Origin of the sequence: Amycolatopsis sp. H20-H5 (assembly GCF_035828755.1) — a bacterium.
GTDB lineage: Bacteria > Actinomycetota > Actinomycetes > Mycobacteriales > Pseudonocardiaceae > Amycolatopsis.
On sequence record NZ_JAYMZS010000005.1, the window covers coordinates 115110 to 141228 of the forward strand.

A 26119-nucleotide genomic window follows, 5' to 3' on the forward strand; every position below is an offset into this window, starting at 1 on the left:
CTTGCGGCACGTGTGATGGAGGCGATACCCGCCCTGCGCCGGGCGGCGGACCTCGCTGGAGCTCCGTGAGGATGACCGTCAGGACGCTGTCTTCGCGGTTTGCGCCGTGTTGCTCGGAGTCAGCACCGCGGCTACGGCTTCGGCCAACGACGCGGCCGGGTTCAGCGGTCGTGTGCGCCAACGGGCCAGAACGTGCCCGTCGGGCCGAACCAGCACCGCTCCACCCGTCTCGATCTCATAGAGCCGGCGCCAGTGCCCTGGGGACACCGCGTCGACGAAATCCGCCTGATCGGCGCTGTCACCAGCCGGGTGAACGCCGTGGACGGCCAGCAGGATTCCGTGCTCCTCGCCGACCTGACCTGCTGGCGTGCGCCAGTCGCCCGCGTCACCAGCGACGAGCACTGTCCAGCCGCCGGTGACCAGGTCGATCGTCGTGATGTCCGGTCCGGCACCGTTTGCTGTACGTACGCGGGCATGAGGGGCGCGAGCCCCTGGGCGAGCGGTCGCGCGGTACACACTGATGGTGGAGTCACGCGCTGGTGAGCCGTCGTCGACCACTGCGGCGCCGCGGTACATGTGGCCGAACTGCTGGCCGAGCGAGTGGAATTGCTCGCGAATGCTGGAGAGGTTCTCCGCGATCCCCGCCCGCAGCTCGGCGCCCTCGGGGGAGGCCAGCAGTGCGAGGGTCTCGGGGTTGTTGAGGGAGGCGTCGGCCTCCATCTGGTGCTCGGCGTTGAGCGTGGACTGGGTCGCGTTGAGCACCGCGACCGGGCGGCGCTCGCTCTCGTAGCTGTCGAGCAGGGATTCTTCGGCGAGCCCGCGCAGTACGAGATCGAGCTTCCAGGCCAGGTTGTGGCTGTCCTGGATGCCGCTGTTCATGCCGAACCCGCCGGTCGGCGGGAACCGGTGGGCGGCGTCGCCGACCAGGAAGAGCGGTCCATCGCGGAATCGTTCCGCGACGCCCATGTCGAGGGTCCATGGCAGCCGCGCGCGCAGGTCGATCTCGAGGGCAGGGTCGCCGACAGCGGCGCGGACGAGGTCGAGGCAGCGCTGGTCGCCGTAGTCGGCGACACTCTCCCCGTCGGCCATGTCGACGGAGTAGACCCAGCGGCGCTCGCCGTCGAAGGGGATCAGGATGCCCTGGGTCGCGATGTTGTGGACGAACCAGAGGATGTGCGGTCGGCGACGGCTGTAGAAGGTCAGATCCGCGTGGAAGTACAGGTTGAGCTTGCGGCCCAGCGGAATGGTGCGCTCCATGGCCATCGCCGCGAGTCCGCGCACTGGGCTCGCCGCCCCGTCTGCGGCGATCACGAACCGGGCTCGCACAGTGTCGACGGAGCTGTCCGCGTTGCGTACTTCGACCTCGCCTACCGGGCCGGCCGTTTCGTCAACGGCCCGGTACCCGACGACCTCGCGGTTCTGCTCGATCGTTACCCGCCCCGAGGCCAGTGCCGCGGCCCGCAGCCGAGACTCGACCAGGTCCTGCGGGCAGCTGCAGAGTGTCTCCGCCGAATAGCGCTCGGCGGTTTCCGCGTCGATGTAGTCGATCGTGGCGAACTCCTCGCCGCGGATCTCGGTTACCCAGCCGAAGGAAGTCGCAAGATCGAGTGGTAGCCCGTCGCCGCGCACCTCGCTGGCGATTCCCCAGGCGCGAAAGAGTTCCATGGTGCGCGCGTTGACGACATGCGCCCGGGGTTGGTCGATGGGCCCGGCGCGGCGCTCCAGCACCTGGACACGCGCTCCAGCGCGGCCGAGTTGGAGGGCGGTCGAGAGACCGACCGGTCCTGCGCCCACGATCAGGACGTCGGGCCGGTTCTGGGGTTGCCTAGACATCGTGGTTCTCCAAAGTGGGGACGGCGAGGGTCTGAGAGGGCGTCCGGAAACTGATGTCATGTCGTCCAGTTTGGCGCCTAGGGCCGCTGACTGACGGGGGCTGGCACGCGGTCTGTTCTGGTGAAGGGGACTTTGCGAGGTTGAGTCGAGGGAAGGTCCCCTTCGGTCGCGACCCCAGGCTTTGCCGTGTGCCCTGATGGGAGCCTTCACGGCGTTTAACGCTGTCATGGTGGCCTTCAGGGGCACACATGAAACGGTCATCGCGGTATAGAAGGGGCGAATGGGTGGATTTTTCGTCCTTTGTGGAGGGTAAGCGGCTTTGAAGGACAGGTGCTCGAGGCTTCGAGCTGCGGCTGCTACGTCAGTTCTCAGACGCGTTCTGAGAAAAAGACAGTGCGGGGCTCATCGGGGGTTTGATCCTCAGCAGGCGTGGGAAGTTCGGCCCGAAGGTCTCGGCGGCGTGATGACCGGGCGCGCCTGTGCCGGGTCAGCGCGGCGTCGTTCTCGCCGGTGAGAACGGCCCGCTCCGAGGTGCACGATCCCGGTCGCCTCGTCGATCCGGATGTCTCCCAGCTGGTGCGGCGAACGGACGATTCCGTTGCCCCTCGGTGGGTAGTCCGAATGTACGGAGGGATTGACTATGAGTCAATCTCGGGTATTGACTGGTGTCGTCCTTCCCGTGGCCGCTCAGCGAATCGAGCTTGCTGATCATGAGTTCTCCCCAGGTTGATGTGGTGGTCGTCGGTGCCGGGCCGGTCGGGCTGAGCACCGCCCTGCAGCTCGGCCGCGCTGGGATCCGCACCCTGGTTGTCGAGCGCCACGACGGGCTCGCACATCACCCGAAAGCTGTCGGTGTGCATGCGCGCACGATGGAGCTGTTCCGGCAGTTCGGCATCGCGGACGCCGTGCGCCGGGTGGGCCTGCCTCCTGAGCGCACACTCGGCATCGCCTGGTTGACCAGGATGAACGGCATCGAGCTCGGAACCATCTTCCTGGCCGAGGATGCCGGGAAGTTCGCCGAATTCAGCGCGCAGAGCCCCGAAGCGCCCTTGTTCGCGCCGCAGCACCGCGTCGAGCCGGTGCTCTGCGCGGCGACAACGGAGTCGCCGCAGGTCGAGCTGCGGATGCGCACGACCGTCACCGAAATCGTTCAAGGCCCGGACACTGCCGAGGTCGTCCTGGTCACGGAGGACGGCGGAACCGAAACCATCCGTACCCGCTATGTCGTGGCGGCGGACGGAGCGCGGAGCCGGATCCGGGAGCGTCACGGTTTCGGGGACGTCGCCGGCGAACCGTACGGCGAGTCGGTGAACGTGTACTTCCGCGCCGACCTCGACGGGGTTGTCGCCGGTCGCCCCTACTTGCTGTGGTGGATCGCGAACCGAGACGTGCAGGGCACCTTCTGGCCCACTGACTCCGACGGTCACTGGATCTTCAACTTCGAAGGCGACTCGAGCCGGCCGGACGAATACTTCAGCGAGGCGCTGTGCGCCGGCCTGATCCGAGAGGCATCTGGGCTCTCCGACCTCGGCATCGAGGTGCGCAGCGTGCTGCGTTGGAGACACGAGCAGGCCGTCGCCGACCGCTGGCGGATCGGCCGCATCCTACTGGTGGGCGACGCCGCGCACCGATTCCCACCGCACGGTGGCTTCGGGATGAACAGCGGAATCCAGGACTCGGTGAACCTGGCCTGGAAGCTGGCCGCGGTGGTCCGGGGGCAAGCCGGCGAAGAGCTCCTCGACACCTATGAGGCCGAACGCAAACCCGTGGCGGAGTACAACATCGAGCAGGTCGCGCTCAACACCAAACGGATGGCGGAGACCGGCTGGCTGATGAGCGACCGCGGAATCCTCGACGCCATCGAGCTACCCGAGGGGGAGGCCGCGCGGCGCACGATCGCCGAAGCGATTCCGAAACAGCGTGAGCAATTCTGGTCCCAGGGCCAGCAGTTCGGTCGGATCTACCATGCCGGAGCCGTTGTGGCGGACGGCTCCGCCCCGGTCGAGTCGTCGGTGGACACCTACCGCCCCACAACGTATCCCGGTGCGCGGCTTCCGCACTTCTGGCTGACCGACGCCCGTGGCGGCACCCGTCTCTCCACCATTGACTTGCTGGGCGGCGGATTCGTGCTGTTCACGATGAGCGGCCCGGCCGGCAGATGGCGCGTCGCGGCCAAGCGGGTCTCGGACGAGCTCGGCGTCCCGATCGCGGTTCACCACCTCGGCTCGGACCTGCGACCGGTCGATTCCAGCGACCTCGCCCTGTTGGAGATCGAGCCGGGCGGTGCCCTGCTGGTCCGCCCGGACTCCCACGTCGGGTTCCGCGCCAGGACTTCGCCGGTTGATCCGGCAGCCGAGCTGCGAGCGGCCCTGACCACGATTCTCCGCCGTGCCTAGTGGTGGCGCACGGCCCAGCCAGATCACTGTGCGTTCGCCACCGCGGGGACGCGAAGAACCACCTACCAACATCGCGCGTGTCGACCTCGATCAGGCCGGGCGCCCGGCATCCGAGACAAGACGTCGTTGAGGTTGCCGACCGCTAATGTCCCTTCACTGGGTACCGGCTTCGGTCCGCCGGTGGACGGTCAGTCTTCGCGCCCGACGCCAGCAAGGTGGGCGTCGTTCTCGACCAGCGCGCGTTTGGTTGTCGAGATGCCGAACACACCGAAGACCGCCCCACCGAGGATGATGACCGCTGCCATGGTGATGAAATATCCGCCGAAGCCGATCGTCGCGAACAGCGGGGCGATGACGAACCCGCTGCCGAAGACCGCGACGCGGCCGAGCCCGGTTGCCGTACCGGCGCCCACCCCACGCAGATGTGTCGGGAACACTGCGGGCAGGTAGGAGTAGAGGAAGACCGTCTGGGTCTGGAGCAGCATGCTGAGCAGGAAACCCGAGACGAGAACGAGGACGCTCTGGTTCGCGAGGCCGAACACCACCATCACGGTGCCCACGGCGATGGTGGTGCCGAACAGGGCGTGTTTACGTTCGATCCGGTCGACGATCGGCCAGGCCAGCAGGGCCCCGGGTACCGCGGCGAGTGAGAACAAGGACGTCAGCATGAGACTGTGTGACGTGCTGGCGCCTCGTTGCACGAGAAGCGTCGGGATGTAGGCGTTCACGCTGAAGAATCCGACACCGACCAGGATGGCGCCGACGCAGGTGACCACGAGGTTGCGCGCAGTGGCGCCATGCAGCAGTTCCGTCAGCCTGCCCGACTGGACGCTGGCCGGATCACTCGGGGTGGGCAGCGGTCCACCGATCTTGGCTTCGGCCTCGGATTCAAGTATGGACACGGTCTCGTTCGCCTGCGCCGCGTAGCCCATCGAACTCTGCCAGCGCACGGACTCCGGGAGAGCGTGGATCGCCACCACACCGGCGATTGCGCCGAGCGAACCGAACACGAAGATCCAGCGCCACATTCCGGGTCCGAGGGAGATGACCAGGCGCGCGACCCACGCCGCGAGGGGAACTCCCAGCAGTCCGATGGCGAGCAGCATCGACTGATAACGCCCGCGTGCGCACTGGGGGAACATTTCTGCCACGTACACGATCAGCACACCGGTCATGGCCTGGATACCGAATCCGGTGAAGAATCGCATCACGATCAACAGTGGAAGGCTGCTTGCGACGATAGTCAGCAGCGAGAACGTCGAGAATATCATCACAGCCATGATGATGGTTTTCTTCCGGCCGATCCGGTCCGAGATCCTGCCCCCGACGATAGCGCCGGCGAAGTTGCCGAGGAAGGCCACAGAAGTGGCCATGGCCGTGTCGCCCAATGACAGATGCCACTCCTGAGAGAGTTGTGGCGCGGCATAGGAGAACGAGTAGATGTCGACGACATCGAAGGCGAACAGCACACCCAGCAGGGTGCACCAGATTTTTTGAGTACGAACGACGACAGGTAGCGAACTCAGACGGGCAGCGGCCGAATAGCTCGCGCGTTCGCCCTTTGCTGACGTCTCCGAAATTGACATGGTGGACTCCTCGTTGAGTACATCGGAACAGTTGACGCCAGACGCGCGGCAGCGCGACAGCTAGGCGGTCAGGCTCGCGCGCTGTGTCATTCGCCCGGCCGGGCGCCGATGCTGACCACGGCAACGACGCACGGTTCGTCATAGACGTTCTTCCAGGAATGGCCGACGCCGCCCATCACCACGAGGTTGCCCGGCACCAGCGTCCGTATCTGCCCGCTCGACAGTTCCAGGTCGACCTTTCCGGAGAGGATGACCTCTAACTCGATGGTGTCTGTCTGGTGCATGGTGGGGTCGGTGAACTCGGCGCGATGGAAGTTCGCTTGCGCGCTTTCATCTGCGGTGAACCGCCGCTTTCCCGCGGAGTGCGACGGGTAGCAGGTCACGCCGAACGTGATGGCGCCGACGCCGGGAAACGCGACATCGGCCGGGGTCGAGCCGATGTCGAACGGGAGTACCGGGGTCGAGGAAGCGGCCCAGAACTTCACCCGCTCCGACGCCCCGGGATGGGTGCGGCAAGGTGGTTCGTCGACGTCGAGGAAGGCGATTTCACCGGCAGCGTCGGTTCCCGCGACCACCAACTGAAAACCTTGGAGAAATTCCGACTGCGACTTGTCCAACGGCACATCCATCGTGGCCCCTTCGAATATTCGGGCTCGCGCCCGACTCCATAGATCCTTACGCGGGTGGCCATCACGCCGTGGTCAGGTGCAGCAGCTCGGACACGTCGGCGCATGACTCGATGTCACCGACAACCTTCACGATGGCGTTCACGTTGTCCGTCGGCAGTGCTCGACGCGCGTTCGACTCGAACTTGGCGGTGATGTCTTCGGTCGACATCGGCCATTGCCGGGAGCCGCGACTGTCGGGAATTCGCTTGTGGATCGAGCGCCCGTCGCGCAGGTGCACGGTCACGTCGCCGGTGAAGTGGGCGGGGTAGTCGCTGTGCTCGTCGGGCGGACAGACCACTTTGCGGGCGACGGCGAGTACCGCGGGATCGTCGAGCGGTTCGTCGTAGAAGGCCGCCAGATCGACACTGCCCCGCACCAGCGTCAGTGCGACGGCATATTGCACGCTGAACAGTGCCTGGTAGAGCGTCTGCGGCGCGATCTTCGTCTCGGTCGGTTCGGTGACCGAGCGCATCATTCGGGCAGCGATGGGACACTCGATGCGGTCGATGTCCTCCGGACTCAGCGCTGCGGCGCCCAGTTCGGCGAGCACCTCACGGGCACCGTCGATGAACGCGTGCGTCATGTGGCAACACGGATAAGGCTTGATGGCGATCTCGCTAGTCATCCAGCGTGATCCGAGGTCGTCGATGCGCAGTGTCGAGGCGTCCGGCACCTCGGCGAGATGGGTCGCGAACAGACCGCGCGGTCCTTCGAACACGCTCGTGGGGCCAAGGAAGCCGGCGCCCGCGACAGTCGAGGCGACGAGACCGGAATGCGCCGCCCAGCCAGGATGGAAGCGTTTGAGCCAGGACTCACGTACCTCCAGGATCCCGGCGGCCTGGCTCCCGCAGAGACCGAGAGCGTTGACCATCGTCGCCACGGACTGCCGCCGCAGCCGACCGGCGACCGTGGCCGCGGCGAACGCACCGGCGATACCGGTGGGATGGAAGCCACGGTCGTGGAATCGGCCGGCACCGATGCGGGCGATGCGGCAACCGATCTCCAGCCCCAGAACGTAGGCCACGAGCGCCGACGCTCCGTCCGCCTCCTGGGCTTCCGCGACGGCGAGGGTGGCGGCCAGCGACGGTGCCGTCGCGTGGTAGATCGCACCGATGTGCGTGTCATCGAAGTCGAGGCCATGGATCAACGTGCCGTTGGCAAGGGCGGCGGACGCGGCGGGCAGCGCCGTGCCGAATCCGATCACGTGGCTCTCGGTGCCGTGTCCCAGGTGCCTCGCGGCGTCGTGGATGGCCCTGCCGAAGTCCAGGGGCGTCGCGGCGAGTGCGGTGCCCACACCGTCGAGCAGGTGCGCGCGGGCGACGGCACGGACCGGCTCCGGAATGTCATCGAGCGACAGATCGTGCGCGAACTCGGCGATCCGTTCGGCCAGGTAGCCCGGCTGTCCTGCTGTTCGATGATCCATGAGAACTCCTCGCGATAGGCGCCGATGCCCTACGCAGCGTGCCCGATGACTGCGCCGGCATCGTCTGTGCCGGGTACCGTTGTCCACGGCCCGTGCCGGTGGCAAGCGAAGTTTCGCCAGGTGAAAGTCACCTCAGAGTTCGTCGGCGAGATCCTGGACAACGACGTCGGAACCCTCAAGCCGGGTGGCTGAGCGGGGGCCGAGGATCGCGGCAACGCGCGGCGCCAAGTCCGATGCCGCCGCGACGAGCGGGCCGGCGAGGCTTCGCATCCTGGCTTCGGGCATCCGCCGTTCGGAGCCGGCAAGGGCGATCGCGCTCAGAGCGACGCCGTCGTCGGGGTCGATCAGCGCGACGGCCACGCCGTTCATGTTGGTGTGGTTGGCGCTGAACGACAGGGCGTAGCCATCTGAGCGGGCCTGCATGATCTGCCGGCGAACGACCGACTTCCTCCGGGGGCTCAGGCCGGAGTCGATGATCGCCTCCGCGTCCGCCTCGGGCAGGTTCGCGAGAATCACCAGGCCGCTACAGCCGGACGTCAGCGGGGACCTTTCCCGTTTCCGCACGACTCGGTGTTCGGGGTTGTTCGCGGGCTCGACCGCGAGAATCATCGTGCGCTGCTGCCCGCTGCGCAGGTGCAGCGTCGCGGTTTCCTCGGCCATCGCAGAGAGTCGAGCGAGCACCGGCTTCGCGCGATTCATGAGCGCCGGGGCAGGACCGATCAACGAGGCGAGCGCGATCGAGCGCGGACCGATTCGGTAGCCACTGCGACCGATGTGGTCAAGGAAGCCTTGCTGGTGCAGGCTCCGCAACACCCGATACGTGCTCGGCGTGGAGAGCCCCGCAGCCGCGGCGATCGCGGGCAGCGTCGCCGGCTGGTCCATGCCGGCCAACACCTCGAGCAACCTCAGTGCCCGGTAATGGCTGTCCCCGGAAGGGGATCGACGATCTCCGTCGCTGCTGCCCACGCGCACTCACGCCTTTCCGAAGTTGCGTGTAGCGAAAGTTCTGTTGGTGTCGCAGCCTACCCCACCACACACTGGGCTACCTGCAAACGCAGGCAGAGACAGCGAGGTGGCCCGTGTCAGACGGTAAGCGCACTATGGCTTTGATTGGCTTTCTCCAAGCGCAGAATTGTTCCAATTACGTTGGCTCCTGGCGTAACCCGTCGACGATGACGGATTTCCTGACGCCTGAATATTTCACCCGCATCGCGCGCACCCTGGAAGACGCGAAGTTCGACATGGCGTTCTTCGACGACCGGCTGGCGATGCCCGATATCTACGGGCGAAGTCACGAACTCGCCGTGCGTCATGGAATTCGGTCCGTCAAGATGGACCCGACTCCGATTCTGATGGCGATGGCCGGTGCCACCACCCATCTCGGTCTCGGTGCCACCTATTCCACGACGTACTACGAGCCCTTCCACGTCGCAAGGTTGTTCGCGACGCTCGACCTGATGACGCACGGTCGCGTCGCTTGGAACGTCGTGACGTCGTTAAACGATTCGGAGGCAGCGAACTTCGGCGCGCGTGAGCATCTGGAACACGATCTGCGCTACGACCGGGCCGACGAGTTTCTGGAGGTGGTCACCGAACTGTGGTCGGCTTGGGACACGGACGCTATCCGCCTGGACAAGGCGGCCGGACTGTTCGCAGACCCGGCCAAGGTGCACCGCATCGATCACTCCGGGGCTTTCTTCCGTGTCACGGGCACCTTTCCAGTGCCGCGATCGCCGCAGGGGCAACCTGTACTGCTACAGGCGGGCGCCAGCGGCCGCGGCTCCCAGTTCGCGGGTCGATGGGCAGAGGTGATCTTCGCGTCGTACGCCGACCGTGAATCCGGCATCAGCAAATACCAGGCGATGCGGGCGGCGGTCCGTGACGCAGGCAGGGACCCGGACGCGATCACCATCGCACCCGCGGTCACCGTCATCGTCGGTGAGACCGAGGAAATCGCGGAACACAAACGTGCGCTGCTCGCCGACCTGGCGCGACCCGAGGACGGTCTGGCGTTGCTGTGCGAAGTGCTCAACGTCGACCTCTCTGACCGGCCGCTCGACGAACCCTTCACCGACGCGGAGTTGGCTGCGATGTCCTGGCAGGGTTTGCGCGACCGAGTGATCACGGTCAGCGGCAGCGCACATCCCTCGGTCAGCGATTTCGTCCGGTACTCCGGCCGCGGCACCCTCAACGAGGGAGCGACGTTCGTCGGCACCCCGAGTCAGGTCGCCGACCAGATGGAAAGCTGGTTCGGCGTGTGCTGCGACGGGTTCGTACTGTCCGCGCCAGCGGTGCCCGGCTCCTACGAAGACTTCGCCCGGCTCGTCGTGCCCGAGTTGCAGCGACGTGGTTTGGCGCGGACCGAATACCCGGGAGCCACCTTGCGTGACACGCTCGGCCTGACCGCTCCGAGCGCGCGGGCCCAGCGCGTCCCGGATCTCACTCAAGCCGCCCTGTGACTACCGGCGTGAGGATCCTGACGCCCGTCGGCATGCTCGGGTACGGCTACCCGATCAACGACTTCTGGGCCGCTGTCGACCGTGGCGTCGACGCCATCGTGGTCGACTCAGGTTCGACCGATCCCGGTCCGATCATGCTTGGCACGGGGACGCTGCTGGTCACCGAGGATTCCTACGTCCGCGACCTGCGCCCGTTGCTGCAGGCCGCGGGCACGCGCGGCATTCCGCTGGTGATCAGTTCTGCCGGTGGAGCGGGAACCAACGCACAGGTCGACTGGATGGTCGAACTCGTGGACAGGATCGCGACCGAAGAAGGGCTCTCGCTTCGGGTCGCGTCGGTGTACGCGGACATCGACCCGGCCATCGTCCTGGATCAACTCGACAAGGGACGGATTCGGCCGAACGTCCTGGGCGATCTGCCGACGCACGCCAGCGTGCACGACACGACGGCGATCGTCGCACAGATGGGTGCCGAACCGCTCGTCCCGCTCCTGACCGAGGACCACCCGGTCGACGTCGTGGTAGCGGGTCGTGCTTACGATCCGGCACCCCACGCCGCCTTCTGCCTCAGCCGTGGCATCGATCCCGCCATCGCCTGGCATATGGGCAAGATCATGGAATGCGGCGCCATGTGCGCCATTCCCAAGAGCGGCGGAGTAGTCGCCACGGTGTACCGCGACGCGTTCGAGTTGACGCCGATCAGCGCGCACCAAGCGTGCACTCCGCTGTCGGTGGCGGCGCACACGTTGTACGAGAAGGGCCGTCCCGACCTGTTGGTCGGGCCTTCCGGTGTGCTGGATGTGCGGCACTGCACGTATACCGCCGTGGACGACCGCACCGTGCGCGTGCAGAACAGCCGTTTCGAGCCGGCGAGGACAGCAACGGTGAAGCTTGAGGGTGCCAGTCCGGTGGGCTACCGAAGTGTGTTCATCGGAGGGATACGCGATCCTCTGCTGATTCGACAGATAGAGGACTTTCTCGACCAGGTGCGGGTCCACGTCGGTGTGCTGCAGCCGGACCTCGCGAACGGCGAGGCGAGCCTGAGATTCCATGTCTACGGGAAGAACGGGACGATGGGTGACTGGGAGCCGCATGGCGGCGTCGGACACGAGGTGGCGATTCTCGGCGAGGTGACCGCGCCGACCCAGGAACGTGCCACCGCGGTGTGTACGAGTGCTCGCGTCGCGGTGCTGCACAAGAGCTATCCGGGACAGAAGGCGACCGCGGGGAACCTCGCCCTGCCGTTGACCCCGCTCGACATCCCGATCGGCCCGGTCTTCGAGTTCACCCTCTATCACGTGATGGACAGCGAAGGGCTTCGGCTCTTCTCGACGGAAACCCGAAAGGTGGGCATCTGATGGGCACCATCGCGCTCGGCGAACTCGCCGACGTCGTCCGCAGCAAGAACGCGGGACCGTACGAGATCACCTTCGACGTGCTCTTCAACGACTACCGAACGTACGCGCATGTACGCGACCACGGCGATCTCACCGAGCAGGTCATGGCGAGTCTGTTCCGCATCCCCCTCGGCGACATCGTCTACTGCTCCTTCTTCGAACCGGCCCAATCGTTCAAACTCACGGTGCTGCGTCGTAACAGCGGGCAGGGCGGCGTGGGGGAGCGGGACACCTTCGGGTGCCAGCAGCACGCTCCGCTACTGGGACTGCCGATACCGGCCCTGTCGACGGGCCCCGACCTCGCCACAGGAGGCTAGCGATGGACACTTCCAAGGAGCATGTGGTCGGGTCGCCCGCGACGCTGGCAGTTCGGTTTCGGCAGGCCATGGCGACCCTTTGTACGCCGGTCACGGTCGTGACCGGCATGGACGGGGACCGTCCGCACGGTACGACCGTCAGCGCGTTCGGCTCTTTGCCGATGGATCCGACCATGGTCACCGTCGCGCTCGACAGAGGTTCGGCTCTGCTGGCGATGGTGCGCAGGACTCGGCGATTCGGTGTCAACGTACTGGGCAGTGACCAGTCCGATCTGGCGCTGAGGTTCGCGCGCAAAGGCACTGACAAGTTCGTCGGCGTCGAGTGGCACGCCGCTGAGGGCCTTCCCCGACTGACCGGCACGCAGACGTGGTTAAGCTGCGACGCGGCCGAACTGGTTGATGGCGGCGATCACGTCATCGCGCTCGGCCTGGTCACCGAGATCGACACTGTTCCGACATCGCCCCTGACCTACTGCGCACGGTCATTCGGCACGCATCTGGACCACGAGCATGATTGAGCCCAACGAGCAGGCGACGCCGTCCGGCCGCCCAGGTGTGGACAAGACGATGACCATGGCCGACGCGGTCGCCCACTTCGTCCACGACGGCGACACCGTCTCACTCGAGGGGTTCACCCACCTGATCCCGACCGCCGCGGGACACGAGATCATCCGTCAGGGCCGCAGGGGTCTCACTGTCGTCCGGATGACCGCGGACATCGTGGTGGATCAGCTGCTGGCCGGTGGGTGCGTGGCCAAGCTGGTCTCGTCCTTTGTCGGCAATTCCTCCGCCGGGTCGCTCGGCGAGTTGCGCCGCCGGGTCGAACACAGCGTGCCCGACCCGCTGGAGTTCGAGGAATACAGCCACTATGGCCTGGTGTGCCGCTACCTCGCGGGAGCCCAACGCCTACCCTTCTACCCCCTGCGCTCCTACGCTGGCAGTGATCTGCCCACAGTCAATCCAGAACTACGCAAGATCACCTCGCCTTACCCCGGCCCCGGTGGCCGACCGGAACAGGTTTACGTCGTACCACCAGTCAACCCGGACGTCACCATCGTCCACGCTCAGCGCGCGGACCGGTACGGCAACACCCAGATCTGGGGACTGACCGGCGTGCAAGCCGAAGCCGTGTATGCCGCAGGGAAGGCGATCGTCGTTGTGGAGGAAGTCGTCGCCGACGAGGTCGTCCGCTCTGACCCCAACCGGACGGTCATCCCCGGGCACGCCGTGGACGCCGTCGTCGAGTGCCCCAGGGGAGCCCATCCATCCTTCGTCCAGGGCCACTACGACCGCGACAACGCGTTCTACCGCTCCTGGTCGTCGATCAGCAAGGATCCCGCCCGGCTGCGTGACTGGCTGGCGCAGTGGGTGTACGGCACACGTGACCACGCGGAGTACGTCGCCAACCTCGGCGCTGACTTCTGGTCCGAACTCGCGGTTGGGGAGGCCCTGAGCCAGCCGGTGGACTACGGGCGGCGACTGTGACCGAGGCGCACGCCCCGTGCGGTAGGCCGATGGCACCCTGCGGATCCCCTGAACGAAAGCGAGTCCGAGATGAACGTCCTCCCCGCGGCCGCGACCTCCTCGGAGCTGCTGGCGGTGGTCGCCTCGCGTGCACTGGTGGGCAAGAATGTCGTGTTCGCCGGCATCGGCCTGCCCACCCTTGCCTCGTCCCTCGCCCAACTCACGGTCGCACCCGGCCTCGAGATCGTCTACGAGTCCGGCGTGTGCGGCGCCCACCCATCGCACCTGCCTGAAACCATCGCCGACTCCGTACTCATCACCGGGGCCGAAGCTGTGCTGTCTCTGCCTGCCCTCTTCGGGTACGTCCTACAGGGCGGACACATCGACGTCGGCTTCCTGGGCGCCGCCCAGATCGACCAGTGGGGGAACCTCAACTCGTCCGTCATCGGCCCGTGGGACCACCCGACTGTGCGCCTGCCCGGGTCGGGGGGAGCCGTGGAGGTCATCGCCAACGCCCGAGAGAGTTTTGTGGTGATGCGCCGCCACAATCCCCGTTCCTTCACTAAAACCCTCGACTTCTGCACCTCCCCCGGCCCCGACCGCGCCATGGCCGAGGGCGTCTACCCACTCGGGGCGGGGGTGACCCGAGTCATCACTGAACTCGGCATCCTGGCACGACCGGGTGCAGGGGAGGAGTTGCGTCTGGCGGCTACCCATCTCGGTGTCACGGTCGATCAGGTCCGCGACGCCACCGGCTGGGACCTGCAGGTCGCTGACACCGTAGGCACCATCGCGCCGCCAACCCTGGCCGAACTGCGTCTGCTGCGCGAGGACGTCGATCCTGGTCGCGTCTACCTACGTTAGACGACACCAGAAACGAGCGGTGCGTGAATAACGACAATATTTCGGTCCCGCACCGTCGGCCAACCAGAAAGGCACCAAGCAATGTTGAGCCGCCCCGAGGCTTCCGGACAGTGGGCCTTTTTCATCGTCGTCTGGTGTGTTGGCAGGTAAGGGCTTGGGGTTGTTTGAGGTTCCCCCCGGGGACCGGACACCGGGGTTTTATGCCGCGTGGGCGATAGCTTGACGATAGCTTTCGTGCGGCGTTCGGTGTCCGAGTGTCGAATGTAGACGGTCGTGATTGTAGTAACCCAGATAGGCGAACACTGCCCGGCGGGCGTTGTCGCGGGTGGCCCACACTGGGGTCCCGATCTCGGTTTTGAGAGTCGCGAAGAACGACTCCGCGACGGCGTTGGTGTGTCACGACCCGACCCGGCCCATCGACGGTCGCATACCCGCCTCCGCGAGTGCGGTGCGGAAGGTCGACGAGGTGTACTGCGAACCGCGATCAGAGTGGAAAATCGCATCAGCCCCGGTCAGGCCACGTCTGGCGGCGAGGTTGACCGCGTCGCACACCAGCTCCGCACGCATGTGCTCGGCCATCGCGTGACCGGCCACTTCGCGGGTATGCAGGTCGAGCACCGTCGCCATTATGTGGAATCAAAGTTGATCAAGTCGGCCCTGTCTGACGTCGACAATCGGCAGCAAGGTCACCGTAGGCGGGATCGCGAGCTGGCCGGGTGTGAGACCGCTCGGCGTTGGGACGTCGACAAGCCGGCCGATGAGCGTGTCGACTGCGGCCTGCCCGTCATCGACAGCGGCGCGTTCGTCATCGGTGAGCGGGACAGAAGCCAGCATCCGCTGCAGATTGTCCTTAGCCTCCAACAGTTGCGCTTTTGTTGATCCCTTCGGGGTGTAGAAGTCGCAGCGCGCGCAAGCCATCCGGTGCGGGCACTGCTCGAAGAAGGTGTAGCCGCAGTAGCCGTGGCCCAGGTCGTAGTGCTGCCAAGGATGGTCGGCGGCGGTCCCGTTGGTGACGGCGTCGCGGTCGAGGAGAACTTCGATGGTGCGCACGTTGCGGGCGAAGTAACCCGCGTCGCTGTAGGCCTGAGCGAGGGTGTTCGGGGTGATCTTCGCGTAGTGCTGGGTCGAGGCCGGTGTCCGGTGGCCCAGCCACGCCTGCAACTCGAACAGCGTCATCGGCTCTTTGGCGTTGTAGAGCTGGCTGGCGATCGTGGACCGGGCGCGGTGGCTGGTGATCTTCCCACGGACGTCGGCGTCGGGAACTCCGGCTTTGCGACACAACGCCGGGATGATCGTCCGGTTGATGTAGTTGCGGGCGACGGGATGCGCGCGGACCGCGAACAGCACGTTGACGCTCTCGCCGGTCTTGCGGTCGATCGTCTTGGGCTGAGCCGGGCGCAGCACCTGCCAGGCCTCGATCGCTTGCCCGAGCAACGGATCGACGGGTTTGGTGAACGCGGTGCCGGTCTTGTGGACCGGGACGTCGAGCAAGCAGACCGCGTCGTCGGCCAGGACGTCGGCCGCATCCTGACGGATCGGGGAGCCTTCGTGCTGCCAGCGGACGCATCCGACGGGCAGCCGGACGACCTCATCGCTGCGCAGCCCGGCGAACAACCAGGTAAGGGTGACCGCCCGGATGAGTTCCATCGGGTAGTAGGACCCAGCGGAGCTGGCCGGGAAGTCCTCGGGGACGAGGTTCAGCCCGGCCCACAACAACTTGGCCCACACGTCGTCGGCGATCACCCGCGGATCGGTGCCGATCAGCGCGGTGACACTACGCGACGGCGCCAGCGCCCGGTTCGGGTCAAACCGGCGCCGGATCCACTCCCACTCCTGGCAGTCACGGAAGAAGACCCGGCTGGTCGTGAGGTGATGGACTTTGGTCCTGGCGGCGATGGGTTGCCCGACTCGGTCGCCCAGCGCGTTCGTGCGCCAGACGTAGTCACCGATGTTCATCCGGTCGACCGCGGCGACCCACGCGGCGCACAACGCCCGGTCCCACTGGCCGGGTTCGGTGATCTCCGGGTGCTCAGCGGCCAACCACCGGCCGGCTTTGGCCATGATGCAGCGTACGATCGAGCGGACGCGTGGGGTCAGCGTCGAGGTTGTATGCCACCGTTCGACCCACTCGGCCCAGGCAGGGGCGACACCGTCGAGCTCGTCCATGTGATAGCTGCCGAACCGGGCCGGCGGGTCGCAGTGCCCGGCCGCGGCGGCAACCCGTTGCAGCCCGAATACCTCGCGGCGGTGATGGGTAGTGGCCAGTGACGGGTGTTCTCGAAGCCTGGTGAACGCCTCGTTCGTCAGGTCTATCAGGTGAGGACTGCGGTTGAGCAGGAGGAACTGGCTAACGTTCCGGGCAGCGGCCGTCCAGTGCCGTCGTGCCCTCGGTAGCCCCACGAACCGAGCAGCGATGCGACCTCTGCGAGGGTGGCGTCGACGGTGCCCGGACCGAACACGAGCCCGGCCAGGTAAAGCCGGTCGAACATCCCGATCTGATGGAAGTCGTCGAACTCGCCGAGCAGGTAGGCCAGCGCGATCGTGAACGGCCGCACTGTCGTGGACGCCCGCCAGGGAACCGCCGCGCGAAACATCGAGGCGTCGGCTCCCAGCAGGGTCCACCAGTCGCCTGGGGTGAACGACCAGTACGACCTGCCCGTTTCGGCGCAATGCAACAGAATCCGCGCGACCGCGTCGTTCCCGGCCAGTCGGTGCGCCGCGTCGTCGTGATGATGCAGCACGGCCAGTGCGTCGTCCAAAGGCCGCACCAAGCCGGTCACAGCAGACCACGACGACTCGTCGAGGACGGCGCCACGGGCGCGGCTTCGCCGCAACCCTTCCGCGCCCAGCGCCGCCAACGCAGCGGTCTCGGCACTCGACAGCGACATTCGCCGGTCGTAGCGCCCCGTGTCCAGCCCGAGCAAGAAGGAACCAGCCGACGCCGATTCCGTCTCGGCTGCCGGCAGCCGAGACGCTGACGCGCTCACCGGCTCTCCCCGCCGTCGGCGAGTGTCTCGACGCGCCAGGAGTGGATCTGCGCCATGCCGGCGTTGAGCTTCGCGGCCAGATCCCGGCCGGAGAGGTGGATGTAAGCCATCGTCGAGTCCGTGCTGCGATGCCCGGCGAACGTCGCGATCGCATGCAGCTCCCATCCCATCCGCGCCAGATCCGTCAGGCACAAATGCCGCAGCGTGTGGGTTGCGAACTGAGGAACATCAGCGGCCAGCGCGACGCGGCGCACCACCTTCGACCAGGTCCACAACGTCAACGGCTGCCCCGGATTGCGCCGTGACTCGGACAAGAACAGTGGTCCACGGGCACTGCTGAACGTGGCCCGGTGCACCAGATACTCCGCGAGCAGCGCCCCGGTTGCCGCCGAGTACGGAACTGCCCGACCGCGCCGAGTCTTCGTGGTCTCCGCTCGGATCCGCAACATCCGGTGGCCCGGATCGATGTCGTCGGTGCGCAGCGCACACAGCTCTTCGCGGCGCAGTGCCGCGTCGTAGGCCAACGCGAGCATCACCCGGTTGCGGACCGGCTCGCCGCGGAACACGTCAAGGACGTCACGCCACTGCTGATCGTTCGGTATCCACGGCAACTTGACCATCCGCGGGACCAGACCCCGACCGCCGGCACCGAACCCACCGCGCGGGGTGTAGCGACCCCGACCGACCGGGTTCGACTCCCGGACACCCTCCTCGATGAGGAAGTCGTAGAACAATCGCACCGACACCAGGCGTTGCTGCAGCGTGGCGTTGGCCAGCCCGGAACCCGAATCCAGCACGACAACGTTGGGACCGCGACTGCTGGGACGCGTAGTGAGCTCCCGCACGAACAACGCCACCTGGGAACGGTTGGCAGTCAGCGGATCGATGCCCTCACGTTCGCAGACCAGCAGATACTCGCCCAGCCCCCGCGCGTACGCATCGATCGTGCGCGGTGCTCGCCCCAGGTCGGTCCAGATCTGCAGCCATTCCGCCGCGCGCGGGTGCCGGCCGAGGACCGGCCACTTCTCCATGATGATCATTGACCGGCTCAACGGCACGACCCAGCGCGCACTGAACCCCCAGAACCAAGATCCACTCAGTCGGGTGATTCCACGTAACTAACAAGTACAGCCAGCCCTCCTGTGTAGGGAGATAGGTGATGTCACCGACGAACCGTTCGCCGGGCGCGTCGGTGGTGAAGCCCTGGCTGATCAGATCCGGTGTGGGCGCGGCGGTGGTGTCCTGCTTGGTCAGTGATCGGCGACGCCGGCGCGTGAGACCGGCGATCTCGGTGGCCAACCGCTACTCCGCCGCGGCGTAGGCGGCTCTGGCGGGCTCGACGGCGATCCACTCGTAGAACCCAGGGCGGCGCACACTGATGGGCCCCGCGTCCGCCACGCTCAGCGGCGTTCGGCATGGCCGCATGCTTACTCTCGCGCTGTTCGCAGCCACCACTGCCGCAGGAGGAGGCGGCAGTACGTCGTCCGATGGCCCCAAGGAACTCACCTACTGGGCTTCCAATCAGGGCACCAACCTCGACAACGACAAGGCGGTCCTGCGGCCCGGGCTCGAGGTCGTGCCGTGGCCGGACCTGCTCAACCAGATCCTCGCCGCCACCACGTCCGGCCAGGACCCGACGTGCTCAACATCGGCAACACCTCGTCGGCCTCGCTGCAGGCGACCGGTGCGTTCCTGCCCTTCGAGGACGTCTCGCCAGACAAGATCGGCGGCAAGTCCCGCTTGCTCGGCCCGTCGCTGGCCGCCATCGAGGCGAACGGCCAGCCGCTGTCGGCGTACCGGTCTGCGGCCAGGCTTACGGCCTCTGCTACAACAAGAAGCTGTCCGCTGAAGCCGGTATCGCCACCCCATCGGCGACCTGGGAAGAACTGGTCACGGACGGCAGGAAGCTGATCAAGCCGACAAGGGCCAGTGGGCTGTCTCTCCAGACCGGTCAGGTCACCGAGAACAGCCACCACGCCGCGATCCTCGGCGCCCAGCAGGGCGCGAACCTGTTCACCCAGGACGGTAAGCCGCAGCTCGCCTCCGACCCGTCGGTCATGGAGCGGATTCGCCTGCCGGAGCGGGATCATGTCGTGGCCATCGTCTGGCCTGCCGTCTACCGTGCGCCGACGTAGCGGGCCTGCGGATATCGCGCTGAAGCGCGGGTGTCGATGACAATGGGGCGCCGACCGGTCTTTTCACGCTGGTCGGCGCCCCGTGCCCAGAAAGTCAGTATGAGGATTTCAATACACGGTGATCATCGCGTGCCGGTGCAGGTCTTGACAGTGCCGGCTTGGATGGTGCAGGTGCTGCCCTTTCCGCCACCGGTAACCTCGCCGGCGTTGTCGGCCACGGTGACCGTGTTGACGCCGACGACGGTTTTGTCGTCCGGGTCGTCGCCGTAGACCGCGCCGCCGTCGGTGTTGGTCGCCACCTTGATGGTGTCGTCGCCACCATCCCCGGAGACGACACCACGCTGGGTCTTGCCCCCGCCGATGTCCGTGCCGTTGTTGATGTCGACGGTGATGACGTCGTTGCCCGCGGTGCCCTGCGGAGGTACGGCGCAGCCATGTTCCTCCAGGGATTTGACGATTTCGCTTAGTGGCGAGCGGAGCGGTTCGGCGTCCTTGATGGCTTTCTTGATTGTGGCGACGTCGTCGGGGCTGCCCAGTTTGTCGGGGCGGCTCAGCAGCCTGGCCAGGTCGGTGTCGAGAAAGTTCTCGAATCCGGCCAGCAGGTCTTTGGCATCGGTTTCGAGGTCGTTGGCGTCAAGGCCGCCGACCACCGCGCCCAGTTGGCGGTAGTCACCCGGGATGTCGAGGTCAAACTGGTTGGGAGCCTTCTCGATCACCGACTTCAGGTCGGCCAGGATGGGCTTGAGTTTGTCGAGCAGCGGCGTGAACTTCTGGTTGACGTCGGTGCACAGAGGCGCGGTGGGGATCGCGGCGTCGCCGCGGACGCGGCCGTAGTTTTCGTGCACGGTGATCTTGTCGGCCCCGTTGCCGCCCTGGACGTGCGCGTTGGTGTCCACCTCGCCCTTGATGGCGATGGTGTTGTCACCGAAGCCACCGTACACCGCTGCGGAGTCGGCTACGTTGCCTGCCACCTCGATGGTCTTGTGACCGTCCTCCCCGCCTTCGATAGACGCCTGGTCCGCAAGCCTGTCTGCGTGGACAACGTCATCGCCGCCGCCGCTGAACACGGCGCTGTCGTGTCCCATCGTGCCTACGTCGATCTTGTCGGCGCCGTCACCGGAGTAGATCCTGGCCGCCTTGGCGTAGAGAGGGGTGTTCTTCTGCTCGTCGGTGAGGGCGGTGAACCACGCGGGGTCGACTCCAGCGGGATTGTTGAGGCTTTTGACCGTGAAGGTGTTGTCGCCCGCGCCGCCGTGGAGCGAACCGTTGAATGACATCGTTCCTACGGTGAAGGTGTCATTGCCGTCACCGCCGTCGACGTAGGCGCTGACGAACGGCGAGTAGGGCTGGTCGGCGCCGTTCATCGAGCCGATGTCGAAGGTGTCGTTCCCGGGGCCGCCCAGCAACTTGGCGACGTCGTTGAGAGAGGTGACGGTGAACCGGTCGTTCCCCGCGCCGCCGAGTATCCTGGACAGGCCGCTCACCGGTTTTCCGGTGAGGTTGAACGTGTCGTTTCCGTCGCCGCCGCTCAGTGATCCTTGGAACACCTCGTCCGCGCTGATTGTGTCGTCGCCAGGGCCGCCGTCGATGCTGTCCAGGACGTTCTTGGCGGTGCCGATGTGCAGGATGTCGTTGCCGTTGCCGCCGTAGACGCCGGACACCATGTGCCCGTTCTCCTCGCCCACGTCGTTGGGGAAGGCGACGTACCCGACGTCGATCTGGTCAGCCCCGTTGCCGCCGTCGACTGTGCCTCCCAGCGCTTCGATGGACTTGCTCGGCTCCTTTTGATTGCTTTTGACGAAACCGGTGCTGCCGACCTTCAACGTGTCGTTGCCGTCACCGCCGAGCACTTTTCCTTTCTCTCCGACGTTGCCTGCGGGGAAGGTGGTACCGGGGAATCGCTCAGCGCATTTTGGATCCTCGGGGCCGCCGCCGACGGTGACTGTGTCGTCGCCCGCCCCAGCGTCGACGAGGCCGCCCTTACGGCTCGACGCGCCGAGGCCCGCGTCCGGGCAGTACAGGCCGCCGACATCGAAAACGGAAATGGTGTCGTCACCGTCGCCGCCGAGAATAGTTGCGCCCTGCAGCACGTCGCCCTTCACGGTGATGACGTCCTTACCGGCGCTGCCGGTGATCTTCGCCCCGCTTGCCAGGTTCCCCTTGACGGTGATCGCGGTCGCCTTTTCGACACCAAGGTCGATCACGCCACTCAGGTCCCCGTCACAGGTGATAAGGGACTCCTGCACGGCACAACCCGGCGGCAACGGCGCTGCCTGCGCGACAGCGTGACTGTTCAGCAAGACCATCGCGGAAACGGAAAGCAGGCACAGTGACCGCCTTCCCGAAAGAGAATTCCTGCGCATTGAGATGAATCCCTTCGCAAAAGGTTTCGTGGTGCCGTTCGTCGAGCATCCGCCGGACTGGCGGTCGAGGTCAGCGGAACGGGAATCGTCTCGCTCGTCGGTTCAGCGGCGCGTGGCTGTAGCCGTAATCACGTCGCTGTTAGGGCTGTTCTGTCGTTGGCAGCGTTGTCCACGCTCACGACGACCGCAATGGGTTGGCCGCGAATCTGACGATGGCCGATGCTTGAGAGTGACCGTCGCCTACCCCGGGTGAGGTTAGGATGTTTTCCATTCGATGAGGATGAGCGTCTCGCCTGGTGGCGTTGTCACCGCTGGTAGCCGTCACTGCCCTCCGTGACAGGGCCGGTTACTATAATCGGACGACTGCGTTACCCAAGGGTGGATATTTCACGTATTCACCCGGCTGAATGATATTGTTCCCACCGCGCAACGGGCCTGTGCCGGACCCGGCATAGCTGGGCTGCCCGTGCGAGTGGACCCCACTGAGTGCACATCATGGGCGCGGTTAATGCTGCCGGTGTGGCGAAAGTGCCTCATGGGCTCACAGTTCGTTCAGGACACGGATCTGCGCGACGATCTGGGGGCGCATGCTCTCTGGTGTTCGGCACTCCGGGAGGGTTCGTCCTCGAAGTCGCCGGGTAAGCCGCTGTGCCAGGCCGTCCTGGCTCGGGTCGGCGTGCGCAGCGGTCCCTTCTCAACCTCGGCGGAGTCTCAGCCGATGACTTGCAGGTCATTGCTCTTCTCCACACGCCAGGGATCTCTCAGTGGCAGTCGGGAGAGGTCAGGGAATCCGAAGTATTTCCTCGGAAACCGCACTGAAGGCATCTGGTTCGACCTTGAGCAAACCGTCGAACGGCTGAGTGAGGTCGAGCAGCACGTAACCGGTCCCCGCGAGGACCGCGGTCATGGTGGCGATCAGGATGAGGTGTCGGGGTCGCGCGGTGAAGCCGATCGTGATCGGGAAGGCCACCATGCCCGCGGCGCCGACGAGTGCCGCGACCAGGGTCAGCTGTCCCGTGGGACTGAGTCCGCCTGCCTGGCCGATGCGGGTCCGGCGGTTGTCGGTCACTTCCCGGAGCCGGGTCAGGCACTGATCACGGGCGCTCTTCACCTGGTCCGGCGTGACCGGGAGTTGGATGATCTCCGTGTGCAGCGAGAACAGCAGTTCGCCCGTGTGCGGATCGGAGCCTCCGAGGCGCAACTGCGGCCATTCGTCCTTCTCAACCGCCTCGGCGTAGTCCCGGATCAGGGTGCGGATGTGGTCCCGCTGAGGCTGCGGCGCCACGCCGAGCTGCCAGTAGGTGTCTGCCAGGGCTGCGGCTTCGGCGGCCGCGTTGTCTTCGACCGTGTTGGCGTTCTCCCAGACGATCACGATGTAGAACGCGAGCGCCACGATGAACAGGCCGCTGAGGATGCTGCCGATGAACCCGCGAGAGTCGCTGTCGCCGTCGTCAGCGTGTTCGGATTGCCGCCGCTTGCGTCCGAGTAGGACGGTGACGGCGATTACGAGAACGATCGCGCCGGCGACCACTGCGGCGGCGGACATCGGCACCGTCACAACGTCCTGGCCAAGACTTGCCGAACAGTGTTCCTCATGAAAGACACTCGCTCCTCCATCGGTTTCTCGTTCCGCTCCATCATTGGTCCGGACGTCCCGCTGTGCCACCGAAGAGCGCGGAATCCATCAGTCAAGAGGCGTTCGTCAGCCAGTAGTGGACGAGGCGAGGTCGAGATCACCGACTGTTCGGAACTGCGCGGATCTGCGGCGGTCGAAGCTCCACGATCGGGGTTCGTTCTCACCTGGCGGATACGGGGGGTGAATCTGGCAGGCCGGGGGCCGGGTGAACCGTTCGTGACAACGCCCGACTCCGCGTGCCAACCTGTCTCCGTCGTGCTGTTTCCGGACCTATTCGTTAGGGGTAGATATGCGGTTGGCGCGGAGTCTGCTGGTGCTGCTACCGGTGCTCGTGCTGCTGGCCGTGCTCACGCCGTCTTTGCCCTCCTTCGCACGCGGGCCGGATCCTTGGGAGGTCAAGTTCAATCAGTCCCTGTATGGGGATTTCGTTTTGGCGGGCAACGCTGTGATGACCTGTCCGACTTCCCCGGCGAACGGTGTTGGAGTTGCGTATCCGCCTTCAGCGTGCGCGGACGCCCAGCAGCGCAAAGGCGAGGGGCTCGGGGCGCTGAACAACAGTCACGCGATGATCTGGTCCGATATCGACAAGGACGACACGACGTTCAATTCCTCGAGTGCTCGTGTGGCCATTCCATCGGGGGCGACCGTCGCCTATGCCCAGCTGGGTTGGGCAGGCGACGTGGGGAGAAAGGAAGGAGCGCCCTGCGGTCGGGGCAAGTCCAAGCCGCCGGGTACGCCGGAAAAGCAGGCTGTGTCGTTGACCGTCAACGACGGTAAGCCGACGCTGCTCGAGCCCAGCCGCTTCACCATGGTCGTTGACGACCCGGCTCGCTTGGCCGCGACTGATCAGCAGTTCTATAGTGCACAGTCCGATGTCACTACGGAATTCGCCCAGGCTCAGGGCGACACCACGGTGACGGTGGGAAACGTCTGGACCCCGGAGGGGAACGACTGTTTCGGCGGCTGGACGCTCACCGTGGTTTGGAAGTTCGTCGGCCCGACAGCGCAGCATGCTCCGGCGAAGAAGAACGTCGTGGTCTACGGCGGACACGTCCGGGTTTCGACCGCCACGAGCAGGGTGCAGATCGTGCCTTCGTCGATGCACGCGGCCGGAGGTTCGGCGCGGATCGGGCTCTCCGCCTACGAGGGTGACTGGGCGACTGCGGGGGATCAGTTCCTGGTCAACGGCGTCGCGCAAGGCGATCGTGAGAAAGGTATACAGGCGAACAACTTCTTCACGTCGCATGCCGACGGCAGCGTGAAGCCGGATGTGGTCAACAACATGAGTGTCGACGCCACGACGGTCACGGCCTCCGACCAGGTCATCCGGCCGGGCGCGACCAGCGCCCAGGTGGCCTTCACCAGACGTGACGATGCCTACCTCGTGCAGAGCATGGTCGTGGCGTTCCCCTTGCCCGAGCTCACAGTGACCACTCGGCCCGACCATTCCGTCGTCCATCCCGGTGACGCGGTAGTGCAGTCGGTCTCGGTGGCCAATGTTGGGGGAGCGCCCGCGGGTGATGTATCCGTGCGAGTGGGCTCCGAGCCCACGTGTGTCCGCAAGATCGGGGCACTCGCCGCGGGCGCGGCCTCGGCCGTCACCTGTGACCTCACGGCCGAAGGCGACGACTATACGACCGAAGCCAAGGTGACGGGACAGAGCCTGGCGGGCGACGCGCTGGCCGCCGGGGCGACCAGCGCGGTCGAGGTGCTTCGCCCCGCGGTGCAGGTCAGTCAGACCGCCGAGCCGGCGACGGTCCTCGATGGGCAGTCCGTCCAGGTCAAGACTTTGGTGCGCAACACCGGCGACACCCCGCTGTCGGGATTGGCACTGCACAACAACCACCTCGCTGCGTGTGACCGGACCGACCTCGCCGCGGTGGCGCCGGGTCAGACGGCCAGTGCGGACTGTGTGGTCATCGCGAGTGGCGATGGTGCGACCAATACCGCGACGGTCACGGCCGGGGACAAACTGGAGCGGCAGGTCTCTGCCACCACCGACGCGGCCTTCACCGTGGTCCATCCGTTGCTGGCCCTCGCCGCGGTGTGGTCCGCCGATCGAGCCGCTCGCGGGGAGCGCGTCACGATCACGGTGACGGCAGCAAATCCATCTACGGTGCCCTTCCAGGATGTTGAGGTGATCGGAGAGCCGGCGCCCTGCCGTCGTGCCCTGGGGACGCTGCAACCGGGCCAGCGTATCGAATACACCTGCGAGATCACGATCGAGTCCGACGTCGACACCGAACTGCGGATCAGTGGTGTGCCGGTAGTCAACGGAGTGCCGTTCACAGATGCCCGGGCGATGACGCGAGTGACCGGGTTCGCCTCCGTCCGCATCTCGCTGTCGCCGATCCCCGTGACGCCGTCACCGCAGCCTGCGGCCGCGGCCGTCACGCCGCAGCCTGCGCCCGCGGCGGTCACACCGCAGCCGCCGCCGGTTGAAGTCGCGAAGGCCTCGCCGATGTCGAAGCCCGCGGTGGGGGCCATCGCCGCTGTACTGGCGATGGTGAGCATGGTCCTTGTCGTCAGCGCGACCTCAGGCCTCGGCAAGTCGTAACGGAAGATTCACTCCCTGGGACAGAAAAAGTGAC

General features: G+C 66.1%; 22 protein-coding genes and 1 pseudogene. 11 read left to right on the plus strand and 12 right to left on the minus strand.

Translation table 11 applies throughout. The features are described from left to right. Positions 1–78: 78 nt before the first annotated feature. Positions 79–1833 (minus strand): FAD-dependent oxidoreductase, encoded by a 1755-nt coding sequence (locus QMK34_RS04195; protein ID WP_326411657.1) that lies wholly within the window; start codon positions 1831–1833, stop codon positions 79–81. A gap of 710 nt (positions 1834–2543) precedes the next feature. Between QMK34_RS04195 and QMK34_RS04200 the strand changes: the two genes are divergently transcribed. Next, on the plus strand, positions 2544–4229 hold the full coding sequence (locus QMK34_RS04200) for an FAD-dependent oxidoreductase (protein WP_326411659.1): 1686 nt from the start codon (positions 2544–2546) through the stop codon (positions 4227–4229). 188 nt (positions 4230–4417) lie between these two features. Here QMK34_RS04200 and QMK34_RS04205 read toward each other — a convergent pair whose 3' ends face one another. The 4 genes from QMK34_RS04205 to QMK34_RS04220 form a co-directional block, all read right to left on the minus strand. Further along, complete coding sequence (locus tag QMK34_RS04205) at positions 4418–5815, minus strand: MFS transporter (protein ID WP_326411660.1); 1398 nt, start codon at positions 5813–5815, stop codon at positions 4418–4420. A gap of 86 nt (positions 5816–5901) precedes the next feature. Continuing rightward, on the minus strand, positions 5902–6390 hold the full coding sequence (locus tag QMK34_RS04210; protein ID WP_326411662.1) for a hypothetical protein: 489 nt from the start codon (positions 6388–6390) through the stop codon (positions 5902–5904). Between the two features lie 115 nt (positions 6391–6505). Then, positions 6506–7906, minus strand: a complete 1401-nt coding sequence (locus QMK34_RS04215; RefSeq protein ID WP_326411664.1) for an MmgE/PrpD family protein — start codon at positions 7904–7906, stop codon at positions 6506–6508. 132 nt (positions 7907–8038) lie between these two features. Further along, positions 8039–8872 carry an IclR family transcriptional regulator gene (locus QMK34_RS04220; RefSeq protein WP_326411666.1) on the minus strand — a complete coding sequence of 278 codons (834 nt, stop codon included), beginning with the start codon at positions 8870–8872 and terminating at the stop codon, positions 8039–8041. A 134-nt stretch (positions 8873–9006) separates the two neighbouring features. Between QMK34_RS04220 and QMK34_RS04225 the strand changes: the two genes are divergently transcribed. The 6 genes from QMK34_RS04225 (at position 9007) to QMK34_RS04250 (ending at position 14407) form a co-directional block, all read left to right on the plus strand. After that, positions 9007–10365, plus strand: a complete 1359-nt coding sequence (locus QMK34_RS04225; protein ID WP_326411668.1) for an LLM class flavin-dependent oxidoreductase — start codon at positions 9007–9009, stop codon at positions 10363–10365. An 8-nt stretch (positions 10366–10373) separates the two neighbouring features. Next, positions 10374–11723 (plus strand): acyclic terpene utilization AtuA family protein, encoded by a 1350-nt coding sequence (locus QMK34_RS04230; RefSeq protein WP_326411670.1) that lies wholly within the window; start codon positions 10374–10376, stop codon positions 11721–11723. Next, positions 11723–12079: a DUF4387 domain-containing protein gene (locus tag QMK34_RS04235; RefSeq protein ID WP_326411672.1), complete on the plus strand. Its 357-nt coding sequence runs from the start codon at positions 11723–11725 to the stop codon at positions 12077–12079. Before QMK34_RS04230 ends, QMK34_RS04235 begins: the two co-directional genes overlap by 1 nt. A 2-nt stretch (positions 12080–12081) precedes the next feature. Further along, positions 12082–12597 carry a flavin reductase family protein gene (locus QMK34_RS04240; protein WP_326411674.1) on the plus strand — a complete coding sequence of 172 codons (516 nt, stop codon included), beginning with the start codon at positions 12082–12084 and terminating at the stop codon, positions 12595–12597. Next, complete coding sequence (locus QMK34_RS04245; protein WP_326411676.1) at positions 12590–13564, plus strand: CoA transferase subunit A; 975 nt, start codon at positions 12590–12592, stop codon at positions 13562–13564. Before QMK34_RS04240 ends, QMK34_RS04245 begins: the two co-directional genes overlap by 8 nt. Before the next feature lie 69 nt (positions 13565–13633). Continuing rightward, complete coding sequence (locus QMK34_RS04250; RefSeq protein ID WP_326411678.1) at positions 13634–14407, plus strand: CoA-transferase subunit beta; 774 nt, start codon at positions 13634–13636, stop codon at positions 14405–14407. Positions 14408–14605: 198 nt separating this feature from the next. On the opposite strand, the pseudogene QMK34_RS47690 reads toward QMK34_RS04250, so the two are convergent. The 5 genes and pseudogenes from QMK34_RS47690 to QMK34_RS04270 all read right to left on the minus strand — a co-directional run. Further along, a pseudogene (locus QMK34_RS47690) lies at positions 14606–14788 on the minus strand (IS3 family transposase); the annotation flags it as partial. Positions 14789–14803: 15 nt separating this feature from the next. Further along, positions 14804–15025 carry a DDE-type integrase/transposase/recombinase gene (locus QMK34_RS04255; RefSeq protein WP_326411680.1) on the minus strand — a complete coding sequence of 74 codons (222 nt, stop codon included), beginning with the start codon at positions 15023–15025 and terminating at the stop codon, positions 14804–14806. Positions 15026–15043: 18 nt separating this feature from the next. Next, positions 15044–16573 (minus strand): tyrosine-type recombinase/integrase, encoded by a 1530-nt coding sequence (locus tag QMK34_RS04260; RefSeq protein ID WP_326411682.1) that lies wholly within the window; start codon positions 16571–16573, stop codon positions 15044–15046. 146 nt (positions 16574–16719) lie between these two features. Continuing rightward, positions 16720–17394, minus strand: a complete 675-nt coding sequence (locus tag QMK34_RS04265; RefSeq protein ID WP_326411684.1) for a hypothetical protein — start codon at positions 17392–17394, stop codon at positions 16720–16722. Then, positions 17391–18425 (minus strand): tyrosine-type recombinase/integrase, encoded by a 1035-nt coding sequence (locus tag QMK34_RS04270; protein ID WP_326411686.1) that lies wholly within the window; start codon positions 18423–18425, stop codon positions 17391–17393. The genes QMK34_RS04265 and QMK34_RS04270 overlap by 4 nt, the downstream gene beginning before the upstream one ends. 128 nt (positions 18426–18553) lie before the next feature. On the opposite strand from QMK34_RS04270, the gene QMK34_RS04275 reads away from it, so the two are divergent. From QMK34_RS04275 to QMK34_RS04285, 3 genes are all read left to right on the plus strand, one after another. Continuing rightward, positions 18554–18715 (plus strand): hypothetical protein, encoded by a 162-nt coding sequence (locus tag QMK34_RS04275; RefSeq protein ID WP_326411745.1) that lies wholly within the window; start codon positions 18554–18556, stop codon positions 18713–18715. Positions 18716–18975: 260 nt separating this feature from the next. Continuing rightward, complete coding sequence (locus tag QMK34_RS04280; protein WP_326411747.1) at positions 18976–19305, plus strand: hypothetical protein; 330 nt, start codon at positions 18976–18978, stop codon at positions 19303–19305. Then, positions 19233–19529, plus strand: a complete 297-nt coding sequence (locus QMK34_RS04285) for a hypothetical protein (protein ID WP_326411737.1) — start codon at positions 19233–19235, stop codon at positions 19527–19529. The genes QMK34_RS04280 and QMK34_RS04285 overlap by 73 nt, the downstream gene beginning before the upstream one ends. A 122-nt stretch (positions 19530–19651) precedes the next feature. Here QMK34_RS04285 and QMK34_RS04290 read toward each other — a convergent pair whose 3' ends face one another. Beyond that, on the minus strand, positions 19652–21835 hold the full coding sequence (locus tag QMK34_RS04290) for a hypothetical protein (protein WP_326411688.1): 2184 nt from the start codon (positions 21833–21835) through the stop codon (positions 19652–19654). An 838-nt stretch (positions 21836–22673) separates the two neighbouring features. Continuing rightward, a complete protein-coding gene (locus QMK34_RS04295; RefSeq protein WP_326411690.1) occupies positions 22674–23438 on the minus strand; it encodes a bestrophin-like domain in 765 nt (254 codons plus the stop codon). Positions 23439–23859: 421 nt separating this feature from the next. Between QMK34_RS04295 and QMK34_RS04300 the strand changes: the two genes are divergently transcribed. Further along, on the plus strand, positions 23860–26085 hold the full coding sequence (locus QMK34_RS04300; RefSeq protein WP_326411692.1) for a hypothetical protein: 2226 nt from the start codon (positions 23860–23862) through the stop codon (positions 26083–26085). Positions 26086–26119: the final 34 nt, after the last annotated feature.